The organism is Sphingobacterium bovistauri, from assembly GCF_020295405.1.
In the GTDB taxonomy this organism is placed as follows: domain Bacteria; phylum Bacteroidota; class Bacteroidia; order Sphingobacteriales; family Sphingobacteriaceae; genus Sphingobacterium; species Sphingobacterium bovistauri.
In genome coordinates this window covers 1-17,666 of sequence record NZ_JADEYP010000022.1, presented here as the reverse complement: position 1 = coordinate 17,666, position 17,666 = coordinate 1, and the positions used below count along the sequence as shown (strand labels likewise).

The 17,666-nt window shown below is 33.7% G+C and carries 10 protein-coding genes and 1 rRNA gene; all 11 read right to left on the bottom strand.

Going from position 1 to position 17,666, the window contains the following annotated elements; genetic code table 11:
- Positions 1 to 2: 2 nt before the first annotated feature.
- Complete coding sequence (locus IPZ78_RS11740; protein WP_225553931.1) at positions 3 to 2,027, bottom strand: M60 family metallopeptidase; 2,025 nt, start codon at positions 2,025 to 2,027, stop codon at positions 3 to 5.
- 7 nt (positions 2,028 to 2,034) lie between these two features.
- Entirely contained in the window at positions 2,035 to 3,768 is a 1,734-nt protein-coding gene (locus IPZ78_RS11735) for a LamG-like jellyroll fold domain-containing protein (RefSeq protein WP_225553928.1), read from the bottom strand.
- An 18-nt stretch (positions 3,769 to 3,786) separates the two neighbouring features.
- Positions 3,787 to 5,376 (bottom strand): DUF5008 domain-containing protein, encoded by a 1,590-nt coding sequence (locus IPZ78_RS11730; protein WP_225553926.1) that lies wholly within the window; start codon positions 5,374 to 5,376, stop codon positions 3,787 to 3,789.
- A gap of 9 nt (positions 5,377 to 5,385) precedes the next feature.
- Positions 5,386 to 6,096 (bottom strand): fasciclin domain-containing protein, encoded by a 711-nt coding sequence (locus IPZ78_RS11725; protein WP_225553925.1) that lies wholly within the window; start codon positions 6,094 to 6,096, stop codon positions 5,386 to 5,388.
- 11 nt (positions 6,097 to 6,107) lie between these two features.
- The gene (locus IPZ78_RS11720; RefSeq protein ID WP_225553922.1) at positions 6,108 to 7,640 is read right to left on the bottom strand and encodes a RagB/SusD family nutrient uptake outer membrane protein; all 1,533 of its coding nucleotides are present in this window, start codon (positions 7,638 to 7,640) and stop codon (positions 6,108 to 6,110) included.
- A gap of 13 nt (positions 7,641 to 7,653) precedes the next feature.
- A complete protein-coding gene (locus IPZ78_RS11715; RefSeq protein WP_225553920.1) occupies positions 7,654 to 10,779 on the bottom strand; it encodes a SusC/RagA family TonB-linked outer membrane protein in 3,126 nt (1,041 codons plus the stop codon).
- Positions 10,780 to 10,821: 42 nt separating this feature from the next.
- On the bottom strand, positions 10,822 to 11,853 hold the full coding sequence (locus tag IPZ78_RS11710) for a DUF5007 domain-containing protein (protein ID WP_225553918.1): 1,032 nt from the start codon (positions 11,851 to 11,853) through the stop codon (positions 10,822 to 10,824).
- A gap of 7 nt (positions 11,854 to 11,860) precedes the next feature.
- On the bottom strand, positions 11,861 to 12,559 hold the full coding sequence (locus IPZ78_RS11705) for a hypothetical protein (RefSeq protein ID WP_225553916.1): 699 nt from the start codon (positions 12,557 to 12,559) through the stop codon (positions 11,861 to 11,863).
- Positions 12,543 to 14,063, bottom strand: a complete 1,521-nt coding sequence (locus tag IPZ78_RS11700) for a RagB/SusD family nutrient uptake outer membrane protein (RefSeq protein ID WP_225553914.1) — start codon at positions 14,061 to 14,063, stop codon at positions 12,543 to 12,545. The genes IPZ78_RS11705 and IPZ78_RS11700 overlap by 17 nt, the downstream gene beginning before the upstream one ends.
- A gap of 22 nt (positions 14,064 to 14,085) precedes the next feature.
- Positions 14,086 to 17,037: a SusC/RagA family TonB-linked outer membrane protein gene (locus IPZ78_RS11695; RefSeq protein WP_225553912.1), complete on the bottom strand. Its 2,952-nt coding sequence runs from the start codon at positions 17,035 to 17,037 to the stop codon at positions 14,086 to 14,088.
- 515 nt (positions 17,038 to 17,552) lie between these two features.
- A 5S ribosomal RNA gene (gene rrf, locus IPZ78_RS11690) occupies positions 17,553 to 17,664 on the bottom strand.
- Positions 17,665 to 17,666: the final 2 nt, after the last annotated feature.

Sequence of the window (17,666 nt, the reverse complement as noted above, 5' to 3'; positions counted from 1 at the left end):
AATTAGTCCACATCGTAAAATGCACCAAACTCCGAAACTGCATGATTAGTATTTCCGCTATGGTTATTTTCTCTAAAATAAATGCGCACGAAACGAATCTCTCTACTTTGTTTCAATCTAAATTCCTTACGATCTACAGTATTTGACATATTAAATGAATATCCATCGGCTAAATCTGCTTCTGTTAAAGTTGTATAGTTGCTGTTATCAATACTAACTTGTATTTCAATTTTTTTAGGTCTTTGCCCGGTACTATTTGTTCTAGGAACTAGATAGAAACCTTTAACGATTTCATTTGCCTTTAATGAGAACGTTATCGAATGAGGCAAAGTCGCTACAGCAGCAGACCATTGCGAATGCCAGAATGTATCCGTCTTACCATCAATAATTCGTATAGCTTGACCATTATTCGCTCCTTCTCCTGTTGGCTCTTCTGTAGACTTAGCAAATATTGTCCATTCTGAAATATCAATATCTTCTTTCGGATTGATGGTACCTTCACCTCCTGTGTTTGTCAATGGATTATAAGTCCAAATTGCTTTTTCTAATGGTGGATATTTTGCCGCCATCTCTCTCCTTGCTAAGGCACTTATTTGAATACCCCAAGCTTTACAAAACTTTTGATAATCTTTACCTGTAAAATCGCATAAATTACGGTAGAAGAAATCTCTTTTAGCTTCATCTAGAGAAAATGAATACTCAGTATTACGAGCATTGTTATATATATATGGCATAAAGTCCCATCCTGACTCCCCGTTTTTACCAATTGCTTTATTATAAATTTGTAAAAACAATAAAATTTTCACGAAAGGATGATTATCAGTAGATGTAACAGGATCTGTGATGATATTTTTTCCAGAAGTTCTTGCGGCGTATTCTAAACCAGCTGCAAATGCACCTCTAATCGCAGGATGATTTGCAATAGCTAATCTATTTAATCTATTAGCTGCTTTCCACACAAATAAATTGTTCGTAGTTTCGCCTAGACCTGACCAACTCCATGTTCCTCCCTGTTGATAATTATGACCTAATTCGTGAAATGCTCCCCAGCTCACCTCACCTAGATTCTCTGGATTTAAAATATAGTTACGATCTGTAAACATCCTAAACCAGTGCCTATCTGCTTGAGCTACCCACGGATTTCCGCTATGAGCGTAACCAGCTGATGGTTGTATATCTAACATTGCCCTTTCAGGTAAATCTGGATAACGATTTTTCAAATCTTTAGCATTAGGCATTAATCCCATCCAATCATAAAAGTCTTTTACATAGATTTCATTCCATTCTGTCAATGCGCCTTCTACATTTGCTGCATCTGCTTTGTAGTTGATAACCATATTTCTTGGAATAGAAAAAATAACTCTTTCAGAACGTACCTCTAACCAAGGAACTGCTGTATTTTCAACATCTTTTAACCAATCTTGAACATTTGTTTTTCCTAATATATAATCTGGTGAACGTACTGCTCCAGAAAAACGCAATTCTACAGGTGCAGTTCTAGAATTATTAGTTATAATCAAAATTGTACCGCCATAGAGGTTTTTAACGTAATTAACCCCAGGGAATAATTCCTTTTTTGTAAAAATTACAGGGTCTCTACGTAACACTTCTTTACCTGTCAAATTATCCGTGTGTACACCAACTTGGACAGTTAGCCCCAAAACATCCCTAGGAACAATTATCTTAATATTCTCACCAGCAGGTGCATATAATCCAGTGCTATAGATAGGTTGAGGAACGTTACTTACCTTAAGATCTTGCGCCGAAACATAGACATAATCCATATCGAAATTTATCAATGTATCTGCTATCCTTTTTACATTATCACCCACTAATCCAGGATATATACGTGCACGATGATAAAGACTTTTATCAGCTATATTCATCGCAGTGTCTGTCGATATTTCAGAAGGATCTTTATCACCTGAATTAAAACCGTTCTCAAAATCGTATCCATACTTACCACATGATGACAAAACAACTAGTGCTAAGACGATTATGTATATATTTTTTAAATTTATTCTCATAATCAAGTTAATTTAAAGTTGATACTAATAATGTTGGAGTCCAACTTTTGCCCTCCAAGCCCCAAGCTTCTTTAGGAACAATTCCAAACCATTGATAAATAAAGAAAGGTATATCTACAGCATTAGGTACTAATCTATAGAAAGAATCACGAATTGGGGGTTGGAAATACGGTACTACATCACTAAAGCTCGTCCAGTTATATGGGCCCGTAATTACCATATTTTTGTTATTGCCTGAAACATCTGTCATTTTATTAGTACCTACATCGTCATAACCTGGCCAATAACCTATTAGATTAGATTTTTTTGGATGAGAAGAATCAACAGTTGTCTTCCCAGCCAATTCAGCTACATCCTTATTTGAAAAAGCTGTATTGTAAATTTGTAGATTGTTTAATTGAAAATCAGCTCCAGTGTTACCATCTGGAGCCTTTTTTCCTATTACAAGAGGTGCATTATTCAGCAATGAGTTAGCGCTAATTGTATTTGCAGCATTAAATACCCCATCAGTAAATACTTTAACTGTGTCTGTAGCACCAGATCTACTTACTACTACTGTAAAGCTATGCCATGCTCCATCATTAACCTGCTTTGTACCAAATGTTTGATTGCTAATGTTACTATTCCATCCAATTTTATTATTTCCATCACGAACTTCCATAAATAAATTCCAACCATTACCACCAAAACCTACATCACGCTTCGAAAGAATAATTGGATAATTATGACTACTTGTAACATTTGACTTAAAAAAGAAATTGATCGTAAAATCTGTATTGGGACCGAAATTATATAACTCAGCATCTTGTAACGTTGAATTTACAGCTGGACTACCATAGGTATAGCGCAATGCATTACCATCATAAGGAATTTCAGTTGAATTGGGTCTTGATAATAGACTTCTAGAAAATTTAGGACTGTAAAAAAAAGTTACTGTATTTCTATTATTATCTCCATAAGCAGTATTATCAACTTCAGTATTAATAGCTGTTCCACCAATACTAGATGTAATAATAACTAACCAATTTTCTTCGTCATATGTTGATCTTTTCTTAATTGTTTCAATTAATTCACCAATCGATTCATCAATCTTTTTTAAAGAATTCACATAAGCTTGATTATTTGTTTCAAAAGAATTCTGAGAACCAACCAAATAGGGTTCTTTAAAATGTGTAACAATCAAATCTGATGTTCCATTTGACAACTCTTCTTTTGATTTTTGCAAGACTTCAACATCAGAGGCTACTAGACTTCCTTTATCTGCATCCTTCAACAAGGAATTATAGATTTTTTCATCTCCAGAAAACGCGACACTCTTCAAATCATTATTTAACGTTTTGATACGCTGAATAATCGTCGGATAATTTACTAAATCAGCATTTGCCAAATTATTATCTGCAACTTTGTGCTTAGTTGATGTAACTCCAGTCATCAATGAAGTCATTCCCGCCTCTTTAGTATAAGGCGTATTTTTAAAATCACCTAATGACCCGAATGAATGTAAAGCATTGCGCGTCACTATTCTAAAATTCGGAAGTTCTAATTGCTGTAAAGCCTTTCCTCTTACGCCATCAGCTATTATATACAATACTTTAGAAGAACCAGACGTGTAGTTCGGTTGTTCTGAAAACTGCTTCAATATATTTGGAAAGTCTTTATTACAAGAACTAAAAACTGCCACTATCAAGACAAATGGTATACACCATTGGGACATTCGATTTATCATATTCTTTGCTTTCATACAATACAAAGTTTTAGGTTAATTCTTAATTTCAATCTTTACAATATTACCTACATTATAACCATCTACGCTGAAGATTGACCCACCTAATAGAATAGCCGGATTGCCTAATGAAGAGGTTGTTTCTGTTATTGTAAGTGGAATACCAGCAAAAGATCCTAAATTGTTATATTCTTGCTTAGCTACTCCATTGGATTCTAAGATCAACAAACCACTCCTGCGCACACCATTATATTTCGAAAAGAATCCAGTAACTAATACTCTACCATTGTTGAGTTTATAAGCATAGTTAGGAGACTCCCCATCTAGATCTCCCATTTTAAATGATTGATCTTCGGTTCCATCCGTATTCAAAATTACAACACCATTATTTGCCTTACCACCATAAGTTTTAAATGCGCCCGCAATCACTAACTTATCATTAGTTGGATTATATGTCAAACTAAGTATAGGTAAGTCTGTCCCACCAACATTAGTGAAGCTATCATCCACTTGGCCATTAGGTTTGATACAAACTATATTTCTAACTGACTTTCCATTGTAGTTGGTAAAAGCACCAGCTATAACTATACGTCCATCCTTTAGACATACTGCATCATTTATGAATCCATTTAGTCCCGAATTATTCAAATTAAACGTAGAATCCAATTTACCATCAGGTTTTAATTTAGCGACATTACGTACTCTTGTATTTACATATCGTCTATTGTCTCTTGACGAATATTGGTAATCAATTTTTCTATGTATTGTGAAACTTCCTACAACAATAATATCTTTATCAGGTGTTTCGAACACTTTACTTACTAACCCGTTTATAAATCCTGAATTGAATGAAGATACGGTATCAAGACCATCAAGAGGTTTATCTTCAGGAAAAGGGTTGATTACTGCAACAGTCGTTGTATCTAGACTTCCCTTTGGCAACAATCTTGCAATACCATCAACTTTTCGCTTTGAAAATTCAGTAAAAAAGCCTCCTATCATAAATTCACCACTCGATAATCTTACGATGCTTGATATACCAGAATTCGACCGTCTTCTAAAATCCATGTCATTAGACGTTTGCCCCAAACTATTAATATAATGAATACCTGTCAGGTACTTACCTCCTTGTAATTCATTTTCAAAATCCGTAAAATTCCCGACTACAATATGTCCCCCTGCATGTGGTAAAATTCCCATTACCGTACTATTAAATCCGTTGACTATTTTGTAATCTCTATCGACAGACACCTTACCTTCAATTCCAATCCATGGTCCATAAAAAATTTGTCCATTCATAATTACCGTAACAATACCAGAACTAACTTCAGCTGGTATTCTAATATCTGCAGTAGAATCTGATAAAGTCACAATCTCTGTAGATACTTCATTCAATCGTAAATCGAACTTATTTTCATATTGTTTTAACCCCCTTACGCTCACACGTACAACCTCGCCTGGTAATGCAGTCGTTGGATCAGCACGGTTTGAAGTAAATAAAATTCCAAATGGCTCTTTACCTCCTTCATATGGATTTACACCAATTTCTTCTTTTTTTTGACAGCTATAAATAATTAGTAAACTAAGTATAACTGTACCTATATATTTAATTTTTGAACTTATCATATCTATAAACTAGTAAGTAATACCTTTATTAATCGCATCTGAAGTGAAATCAAATGTATAGAAACCAAAGCTATGTCTAAATGATTGCAAGACATGAATTACACCATTTTTTGGCTGAATGTCTGACGTTGCAACAGGATTTGAATAGTTAATTAAAATCTGTCTATAACCTGCATATTTAACAATTTGCTCTACCCCAGCGCTATTTTTTGTTCTAACATCATTATAAAATGTACCAATATTCAGTGGATCACCATCTATCGAAAGATATCCTTGACCTGGATAGGCTAGCATATCACTTGTATCTATTTGAGGATAGTCCTTAAGTAAATATTTTTCTTTGTATATATATCTTGAAAGATACTTACGCCATACTTCTGGAGAGACCTGCTCAACTTTCAATACTGTATCCTGACCTCTAAAAAACAATTGGCTATTTAAGCTGGTCATACTTTTCGAAATACTTTGTGATGTAGGTGCAAAAAAAGTAACGTTAGCGTTTGGATCATTTAGTAATGAGCTGTAATTCGCTAATTCGATGACCTTGACAAGTGTATCAAATAATTCAGGACGGCTTTTTAAAAAATCTAAAATCGTACCATTATAATTCGGATCGTGCACTCCCCCATCCACATAATAATCTTTTTTACAAGATGATAATGACACTATCAAACTTATAATTGTCAAAAAAATTAATCTTAAACTGTTTGTATTTTTCATCTCCATCCAAATTAATTCCAATAGTTATTTAAATTCATATACGGATTATCAATTAAAGCATCTTTATTTATTGGCCATGTCCATCCACCTCTGTTGAATACGTCTACTGACATTGCCGCTTGCGTATACTTCGTATTTAAGACTTTCTTTGTACGTACTAAATCATAATAAAAATGACCTTCACCAATCAATTCACGTACACGCTCCCACCATATAAAGTCCTTTAATTCATCACCAGTTTCAGAGACAGCAAGAGTTGCCTCTGCACGTCTTCTTATGATATTTACCACCTCTCTAGCCTCAGGGTCTCTACTCAACTCAGCTAGCGCTTCAGCTTGTAGTAAAATTGGGTCAGCATATCTAAAGACAACCTGATTATCATCTGGATTATAATCCTCGCCTTCTTCATTAAATACATTTAAAAACTTCAAACATTGCATCAAGCCAGTTGTATTATAGATGTTTTCATCATACCATACATCTTTACGCTTATCTGTTCCGCCAAGTGGATAGAGCTCTTCCATAAATTTAGGCTCATAAAATAAATAAGAACGCTGTATAGCTATATTCTTATTTGGATAGCGCAAGAAATAATCTGAGTATGGGGAACTAATAGAAAAAGTCTCTCCGTAATTCAAATTCTGAACTATCTCAAATAATCCTTCTCTTGTACGACCTTTAAATATTTCTTTTGTACGCTCCAATGGTAATAATTCATAAGAATTATTATTCTCTAAACGAATCTCATCTCCTAATGACACAACATCATTGTAGTATTGGTTTTTATCTTCAGTTGTAAAACCAGCCATCCACATATTCATATGCATCATTAAAGTTATTGCTGCACCGCGCATAGCTCTATTTCCTACGATAGAAGGATCTTCATATGTCCAAGGAAGATCTTTATAATGCGCCTTCATATCATCAGCACATTTGGCTAAAACTTCCAACATATTAGTACGACCGATAGCCTTACTATGATATGCTTCTGTGTAATATGGTACATCACCATATAACCTTACCATGAAGAAATAAGCTAGGTTGCGCAAAAATACAGCCTCAGCTTTATACCTTGCTATACTAGCAGGAGAGATTAAACCAGGTTCCATATTATCCATTTCGAAATAAACAATATTGGCATTCTGTACCATTTTGAAGAAATCATTCCATTTTGGAATAGCTGTAAAGCCAAAAAAACTGTAATCACCATGAAATAATGCATTTATATTATTATTCCTCAAGTGCGTCAAATAATTACGAAAAGAGGCTGAAGATTGAGATGTGCGTACAATTGGTGCACATCTAAAATCACCTGTCGCTGGAAAAAATATACGGTGATTATCTTGACCTCCACGAGGGGTACCCATAGTAGCTAAACGAAAAGTCTTATAAATACCGACTATAAATTTATCAACATCTTGTTCTGACTTCCAGTAATTATTACCTGTTAAATTATCCTTTGGTGAAACATTTAAAAATTCTTTTCCACAAGACAAGAATAATAATGTATTCAGTAATAAAAGTCCTAAAACTATCTTTTTCATATCTCTTTATCTATTAGAATTGAACATTAAATCCTACTGTATAACTTCTTCTATTTGGATATCCTGCTGAAGAATCTCTTCCCAATGCAGATACTAACTCCGGATCTGGACCTGAATATTTACTGATCGTCAAGATATTGTTTGCCGAAAAATAAACTCTTGCGGAAGTAATACCTAAACGCTTACTCAACATCTCTCTATCGAAATTATAAGATAATGTAGCTGTAGTAAATTTGAAATATGAACCATCCTCTTGAAATAATGTTTGATCATATCGGAAAGGATCTATAAAACCATTTCTTCTAAATCCATATATGTTTGGAAAATAAGAATTCGTATTAGTAGGTGACCAGATGTCCAAATCATCAATAGGAACTAATGCACCAGGTCCATTTTGAGAAAAGCCAGCAGGATCACTATAGTTACGTAATCTGTCAGCCAATGCATTGTTCAATACATCACGCTTAAAAGTCATAAAGAACTGAGAATTTAAGGACCAATTTTTAAACTGTACGAAAGCATTAAAACCACCTGTGAATACAGGTTGAGAATTACCTACAGTTACAAAGTCCTTTTCGTCCAAAATATAATCACCATTCAAATCTGTCCATATCGGATCTCCAGCTTGAAAAAAGCGTTCATCAGCTAAAGAACCGCCCACACGATAACGAAGTCCTGTTAATGGGTTGATAGGAACTTGATCATCCGTTTCATAAACACCACGATAGTGTAGCAACACATTAGATAAAGCATTAATACCTAAACGGTAAAGAATAGACTGTTTGTACACAGAATTATCTTGCAGTAATAATTGACGTACATCATCAGGTAAAGCCGCTGCGTAATCACGATTAAAAGCTCCATTCAAATTAAGGGAATAACTCCAATCTCCACTTTTTCTTGGTCTATATCCAATGATAAACTCATGCCCCATATTAACAAGGGAAGTCTCGTTTGTATTTACATTTCCAAAAGCATTAATATTCGCTATTTTTTTCGTACGCAAAATTTGATCGGATTGCTTATAATAGTTTTCATATAAAAATGTCAATCCATTTTTAAAACCAAATTCAATAGCACCATTTAACATTGTCGTTGTTTGTGGTAATAAGGATATATTTGGAATCTTATCCATATCTAATGTCACAGAGGGTTGGCTATTATACGTTTCAAAATCAGACACATACAAACCATACACGTCATATATAGTACCTGACGGTATAATGTTTTTCCCCCAGCTACCTCTAATCATACCGTAGTCAAGTGATTCCCAATCTGCTAAGAAACTCTCATTCTTAAAGTTCCAACGGGCTCCTATAGATGGCAAATTAGACCAAGGATTAGCTGATCCTGTAGTAGATGTACCATCTAATCTATAGGAGAATTCTAATATATATTTTGAATCATAATTGTATGTAAAGTTACCAGCGTATCCTAATGTCTTACGCTCATACAATCCTTTAAGCGTACCACCTAAACCAAATGCCGTCAGATAACTTAATCCTGAAGTAATTTGATCATTTGGTGTACCTGGTAATTGCATCACATCTGCCTGATATTTACTCACTTCCGATTCATTAAATACGTATGCACTCAAAATATGTTTCTCCCCTAACTCTTTAGTGTAAGAAATCATATTTCTATTATATAATGTATTCAAACGATCATTATATGCATACACCTCAGATGTATTTGAATTCAATGCCTCAGGTAAAAATCTATCTTGATTCGCAACTTTAAAATTGTAACTCAAAGTAGTGGATAGCCTCAACCCATTGAATGGTGAGTATTCCATTTCTACTTGAGAATTCAGGTTACCCGTTTTATTATCATTCTTCATACTTAATGCGGCCAATGCATCAACACTTCCTGAAAATAGTGAAGGAGCAGGAGCTAGTGAAGAGGTATTGGCGGAATTAGCAACACCAGTCTGACGAAAAGCATTACCACTACCTGTACTATTTTTTGCAACTGATGGGCTCAAATTCACAAACATTCTGAATCGATCGCTTGGTCTATATTGCATATTCATAGGAATTGAATATCGTGTGAACCCTGTATTTTCAACGATTCCACGTTCTCCATAATAGCCTGGTGCGATTTTATAATTAAATGTCTGGTCACCTCCTGATATATTCACAGAATGGGATGTATTCATCGTAGTACGATAGAAATAAGATTGCCAATCCGTTGAATTATTAAAAAAAGCATTAAGTGAATCCGACAATAGTGGTGTACTATTAATTAAGTCAATAGCTGAATTATATGAAGTGTCATTTTGTAATATTTGGTTAATGCGTGATCTACGCTCAAATGTTCCGCCCAAAACTTGACGCAAATTAGGAGGTGTATTCACAAACATTTGTCCTACATATTGTACAATAGGAATTTTAGATTTACCTCTTTTTGTACGAACCAAAATCACACCATAAGCTCCTTTTGAACCATAAAGAGCCGTTGCTTGAGCATCTTTTAATATGGTAACATCTTCAATATCCTCTACTGGAATCATGGCTATAGGGCTGATACCTGGTCCTGCAGTTTGAAAGCCATACTCATAGTTAGTCCCCTCGTCAATAGGAACACCATCGATAACATATAAAGGTGATGTTGGAGTTAAAAATGCATTATCTCCAGACCCTTGTACATTCAATGTTGATATACCACGAATAGCCACACTACCACGCATACCTGGTGTACCATTATTCAATTGTACGTTCATACCTGGTACTTTTCCTTGCAATAAATCCGTAAAATTTGCTACAGGTACATCTTGAATTTCTTTTCCAGATATCGTAACAGCAGACCCTGTTAGAGTTTCTTTTTTTCTTGCCTGATATCCGACAACTACAGTTTCTTCAATTTCTGTTGAGGATTCTCGCAGTGTGACAGTGTAACGTGTTTTTCCAGCAGTAACTTCAATGGTACTATTATCATGTCCAATTACTCTAAACAAAAGTTTGTCACCTGTATTCGTTTTAAGACTAAATTGGCCTTGCACATTAGTAGTTCCCAAAACACGTTTGGTTGTGTTATTACTAATAGTAACACCTTGCAAAGTTCCTCCTGAAGAACTTCTTACTTCACCGGTTATCGTTATTTCCTGAGCGAAAGAATACATCACTAGGAAATTTAACATAAAAAATAATATTTTAAATCTTTTCATACGGTTCATATTAGGCTAATCGTTATCAAATTTTGGGGATTCTCCTCTAAAACGGAATTGAATTTCCCAATGTCCTTCTTCATATATTGCAAAATCAAAACCTAACTGGGATTGTGATAAAAATCCACCGAATCCTATACGATTATTTCGAAGATTAATACGAGCACGGCCTCCATCCGATGTAGTGTACTTTGTACTATATTTAACCAAAGGCATAGGATACGCAACATCGTAGACCGCTTTTTCACCCTCGAATCTTTGATTAAAACCATGTATCATACCCTTCCAATCCGTATCCTTGAATTTTTTGATATCAATTGGATTATTCATCGAGTCCAAAACACTGATTTTTAAAGTACCTCCAGGAGCCTTATTTTCCACATCTTTAAACACATATACTTCGATATCAAAGATAAAATCACCTGTTTTTTCGCCTAGAAGATTAGACACATATGCAGGTGGTAATGCAGCTCTAGTAGCCAACCCCGTTGAAGCATCATATTGAGAAGGTTCATATGGTCTTTCTTTGAAAGGTTTTAACCTTAAATTTCTAGCATATTTTCTACCTCCTGAATTTGAAATTTCTACGTCAAACAAATAGCACGAATCAGGTTGAGTTTTTATCCAATTTGAATTACCATAATCCCAAAACATAATATTTCCAGAATTTTTTCCTATCTCAAAAATGGAATGATACTCAACTTCTCTCTTGGCTTCGATCTCCTCAATTGACTTTTCATCACCAGTATAATTTCCTTTCCATACCTTTACTGGAAATTTATCTGTCAATTCATTTGCTGGAGAACCATCGACTCCACGAACATTTACAATTTTGAATGACAAAGGAAGTGTTGAAGTATTACTTAAGTTTGCTGCATTCTCGTAAATAGTTTTACGTCCCAACGTTGGCGAAAATTCTTTTATCACATAATTGACATCCTCCCCTAAAGCATCAATGCTTTCAGGAATAAATGATTTACATGATGAAAATGATAAGACACCAAGTATTAATGCTATGATGAAGTTATATTTAATCACGATATTCATAATTTAGTTACTGAGTGGAATATTTACTTGTAAACTTGCTAAAGCCAAAATCATGACCAGCTGATAAAATATGTACAATTCCATTTTTAGTTTTAACATTCACAACAGAGGTATTTACTCTTTGCCAATATCTTTGGAAAATAGAATTATTTGTATCACTAAAAATTAATTGTTGCTGTCCTCCTCCTACAAATCCAGATGCGTTTAAAACGCGAAACTGAATATGCATGCTATAATTATTTTTAGTACTTGTTACTAACTTACCATCTATAAATGGCATCAATTGCTCTGTATCAAAGACATCATTAATAACATAACGATTAGTCATAGAATCAAGGTCTAATAGACCGACATCCTCTAAATACAAATTAGATCTGCCCGTAAGTGATCGCGTAGTATTCAACGCTTCTAATGCAATGTCGAAACTGCGATTAGTAACTGCAAATAAAGTATATGTAGAATCAGGATTCTTCAACTTCGACCTTAAATCTGGAAGTCTATCCAATACCAAAAGTAATGAATCATATACGCCAGGCTGAGATTCTAAATATTCATATATTGTTCCATCGAATACAGGAGCTTGGGTATTATAATCGTAATAATGAGCATCACCTTTGTCACAACTAATATTTACTAATAAAAGCAGTGGTAATAATATTATATATAGATTTTTCATTTGCATATCAATTTTATTTCCAATACTCATTCTGTTGCAGAGACTTATTTTTACTCAAAACATCTGTAGAGATAGGCCAAAATATTCCTCCATTCTCTATAAGCTTTACGATTTCTGATTTTTTTGGTCTCAGCTTATTTAAACGAATTTGGTCATACCACCTCCATCCTTCACCCATTAATTCTCTACGTCGCTCATTAAATATTTCCTCGATTAAAGGAGTAGTAGTTATGACAGAATAGTTAGTAACACGACGATTTATTTTTACTTTGTTCAGTAGATTTATTGCTTCATCCCTAGAACCAAGTACAGCCAATGCTTCAGCACGCAGTAACGCTATTTCTTCTAGACGAGTGAAAATCAAATTAGATCCAAAAACACCATAAGAACCATCATTAACCCCATCTCTAATTATTTTTATCTTACTAAAAATTGGAATTTCACCACTATAATTCGTAAAATAATTGGTTCTAGTTAAGCCAGATATTGTATCAATACCAAAACGTGTATCATTGATGTCATTAAAAATTCTAACTATAGAATCTTTTGGAACATATATATCTGGTTTTTGTTTTGAAATAATAGGATCTGCCAAAGTCAATTCTTCGATATGTCCAGTCGCCGACGCTTCCCCAAAGACATAAGGAGCTGGAATAGAAAACAATTGTCCTAGACTATAATTAATTGAAAATATCCCATTGGTACCTGATAGACTATTGATACTAGCATTATAATCTAACCCTAATGATGTATAGTTATTTATAATAAACTGTGTATATGTATCTACATTGATATACTTTCCTTGCCACGCCGATATATGTGCCAAAATTGCATAACCAGTTAGTTTGTTAAATAACACATGTCTCCAATATCCATTAGTTTCGCCATAATAATTAACTAAGAAAGAACCGTACAAATAAGGTAAATCTACTATCGCATTTAAAAGTTCTGATTCTGCAAAATTCAACACAGCTTGACTATCTGTTTTTGGACGTGACTCAAAGGAACCATCATCAAAAGATTTGGTAATCAATGGCACATCTCCCCAAATTCTTACAATATAGAAATATGTGAATGCTCTAATAGCTCTTGCCTGAGCAATATCCATTTTCAAATTTTGATCCGTATAACGAGAATCCTTATTACGTACCTCTGGAGCTCTCTCAATAAAAATTGATGCTGCATTAATAACGGCATAGAATCTACGCCAATTTGATAAATCTTTTATTAGCGGGTAGGAGGCTTTTAAATTATTAGAGTTTATGGCACTTAAATCCGACCTGTTGTATGAAGAAAAGTCTCCTTGACGTAATTCTCCGTACATCCAGTGGGAATTATTTTCAACCATTGCCGCTCTTAACAAACTATAAATACCTAATAAAGAAGATTTAGTATCAGAAATACTGGTCCATTGCAGCGTTTCAGAAGCAACTTCTCCACTAGGTTCATTTAACTTATCATTACAAGATGTCGCACTTAGTTGAATAAGTATAGCGCCTATCAGTAATTTAAATATGTTGGTTATTTTATTCATAATAATACTTCGCATTTGTAGACTATAAATCTAGTTTAAACCCTAGTGAATAAGTCGGTGTCATTGGCAACCCATATCCATCGTAATATCCGTTGAAATTCACCAATTCTGGATCATTACCAGAGAAATTTGTAAATGTATATAGGTTATTTACGGTAGCGTAAATATATGTACGACGCAGTGTTTTGATATTGCTTAAAAATGATGCTTTTGTCAAATCATACCCTAATGAAATACCTCTAATTTTTAAGAAAGAAGCATTTTCTAAGAATAAATCTTGATCTACTCGGTAAGGATCTGTATTACTCCAAACATTGTATAATGGGTATTTATTAATATCTACATCCTGCTGCCAATGGAAAATTTCGCGCACCGATGCAATACTATTATTTGCTTCATTATTAATAAAATTGAACTTATTCGCTGCTCTTTCATTGATGGCCTTATGCCCTAGTGCGAAATAAAGATCTATACCCAAATCAAGGTTTTTATACTTGAATTTGCTATTAAAACCTCCAAAAACTTTAGGTATTACATTACCTTTCAAAACCTTATCCTGTTGATTGATTTGAAAATCATTATTTTGATCTACCCATTTAGCATCACCATATTGGAAAGGAATCCCATCAAAACTTAATATATCTCCACCTGAAGTAGGGACTTCAGCAGAACTTGCATAAATTCCAGCATTTTCATATAACCAAAATGCATCCGCAGAATGGCCGACTTTTAAAAGTCGATTACCTAGTACCAATTCTTCCAAATTATCTGGAAGAGCTATTACTTTATTACTATTTAGATTCAAATTCAATGAAGAATTCCAACTAAAAGACTTTTCGTTTTTGAAGATGTCTGCTGAAATTCCTAAATCAATTCCTCTATTTCGAATTGATAATCCATTCTTAAATTGTCCAACATAACCATACTCTTCTGGAATTGGAATTAAAGCAACTTGATTTTTAGTATCCTTTTGATACAGTGAAAGATTTGTAGATAATCTATTGTTGAAGAAAGATTTCAATATATTAAAATCTATTTGATCAACATACGACCAACCTAAATCATAACCAACCCAACCTCTATTATATGGTCTTGACAAAGCCGAGTTACCAAAAAAGGAAAGAATATTTGATTCCGTAGCCCAATTTAGATTCGAATAGTATTGTGGACCAACAGCAAAACGACTATCATAATTTACTTTACCTACTCGTCCTGCTGATAATTTTAAAGAAAAATTATCTTCCAAATTAAAATGATTATTCAAATTCCATTTGAAACTTGCTGAAGGTGTGAATAACCATCTAGAATCTTGTTGTATAGTAGAAGAAGCATCCCAACGGATTACAGCATCAATATCAAATATATTATCATATTGATATTCAAACTTTCCATAAGTTGAGAATAATCTATTAAGTTCTGTATTATACCATCGATGAACTTTAAGGCCACCAACAGGCGTTAGATAACCTGTTTTATTAGGATCACCTTCTACGACATTTAATTTAATAAAATCATTGGGACCATCGAAAGCTTTCGCATAAGTAAAGCGATACAAGTCATCTAAATATTGTACACCACCGACAAAGGACAACGCATTCTTATCATCAAAATTATATGTGTATTTAAGATTATTTGTAAATGAATAACGCTGTGAATAGCCGTAATAATTTGAGATATAATTTGTAGTCTCCATTAATTCGGAAGGGTAAAACAAATCTCTAATACCTTCTGTATAGTCTACAGAAAATGCTGTTGTATAGTTTAAATTTTTTAAAATATCAAAAGACAATGATAAACTACCTTGAACACTGTTAGTTATATTATCATTTACACTACGGTCATGCAGTGAAATATAATTTTTGTATTGATCCAAATTTGGAGATAATGGCGTTGATAAATCAGGCAAATAACCTATTTCAGCATATCTGTTTCGTAAACTAGTATTTCGGTTACGATCAGTCCTAGTTGCATTTATAAAAGCTGAAACAGTAAACCACTCAAAAGGCAACATATTTATGTTCAACAAAGCATTATACCTATTGAAATAATTGTTATCAGCAGATGTTGAACTTTTTGTATGCCCACCTAAAAAACCAAAATTTGCACGCTCAGATCCTCCTCGTAAACTAAAATCAAAAGAATATAAAGAACTATTTCTGTAATATTCATCCTCCCATCTAGATGCTCCATAATAATTCATATTGGTCGAATCAGCTAAATATCCTGGATAAACTTGTCTTGCCGCTAAAGTATTATTATACAAGGCATAAAACGGTTGTCTAAAATAATTTTCATACTGCCCATTCACAGGAGTAATCGATGGCTTTTGATTTATTCCAAAATAGCTGTTAACAGAGATTTCACGAATTCCTGACCTTCCTCCAAATGTAGTAATCAAGATTGCCCCATTAGCAGCCAATGGTCCTAATAAAGCTAATCGCGTAGGATCTTTTACTATTTCAATACTTTCTATAGCACTGATATCTACAAAATTTAAAAAGTCTGTTTCCGGACCAATTCTATTAAATTTGTAAAGTTGCGTCTCATAAGCAAAATTGTGATTATTAGCCATTGGAACACCATTTACAAAAACAGTGGCCCTCACATTGTTCATATCTTCATTACTAAACAATTTTGTGCCTGCACCACGAATAATCAAATTTTGATAAGATCCAGATTCAGTCGAGGGTTGTTGAATATAAGCCCCAGCTAATTCACCTTTAATAAAATCAGCTAAATTAGTAAATGGTTTGATATTAACTTTCTTTAAATCAATAGTATCAATTGATCCAACAGATTTTCGAAAATTTCGAAACTTAGTTAACTCAGATTCACTTAGGTTTCCTTCATCAATGGTATCAGCAGATAATACCAACCTAGTGTCGACATACCCTTTGCCATTTAAAGTTGGTACTCCATGTACAGCCTCAATACAAAACAGTATAGATGCTAATACAATAAATCGTTTAAACATAAAATGCTTTTTAGGATTACGTAATGGTTAAATTAGTGGTTCTATAGAAAATACTTCTTAATAATCACTTAACAAGTATATATTTTTTTTAATCAAAAAAAAAATATAAGCAAGTAATTAATTGAAGCAAAACAATCACGTAAACGGTTGCGTAATCTTACGCAACCGTTTACGTAAAATTAAATTCTTAAACGATTTTCAGATATAAGTAACAAACAATACCTGAATACAAGCTAAAATCAAATAGCAAAAGAGTTAACCAATTAGTAAAAAATACTTGAAAAGTAATTTTATACTCCAAATCAATACAATACTTCAAACAATAAATAATGTGTCGACTTTATGTTGAGTTATAACGTATTATTAAAATAATAATTCTATATAACTTACAAAAACATATATAATTAAGAAATTTAATAAACTATTAGAGGAAATATTCCATCACAGAAAAGTGCATAACGTAAAAAAGCCTTAGTACGATTGTACTAAGGCTTTAGTTTTCATTATTGAATAAAAGAAGGCACCGACCTACTCTCCCACCTGTTACGGCAATACCATCGGCTCGGGTGGGCTTAACTGCTCTGTTCGGAATGGGAAGAGGTGAACACCACCGATATAGGCACCCAAAG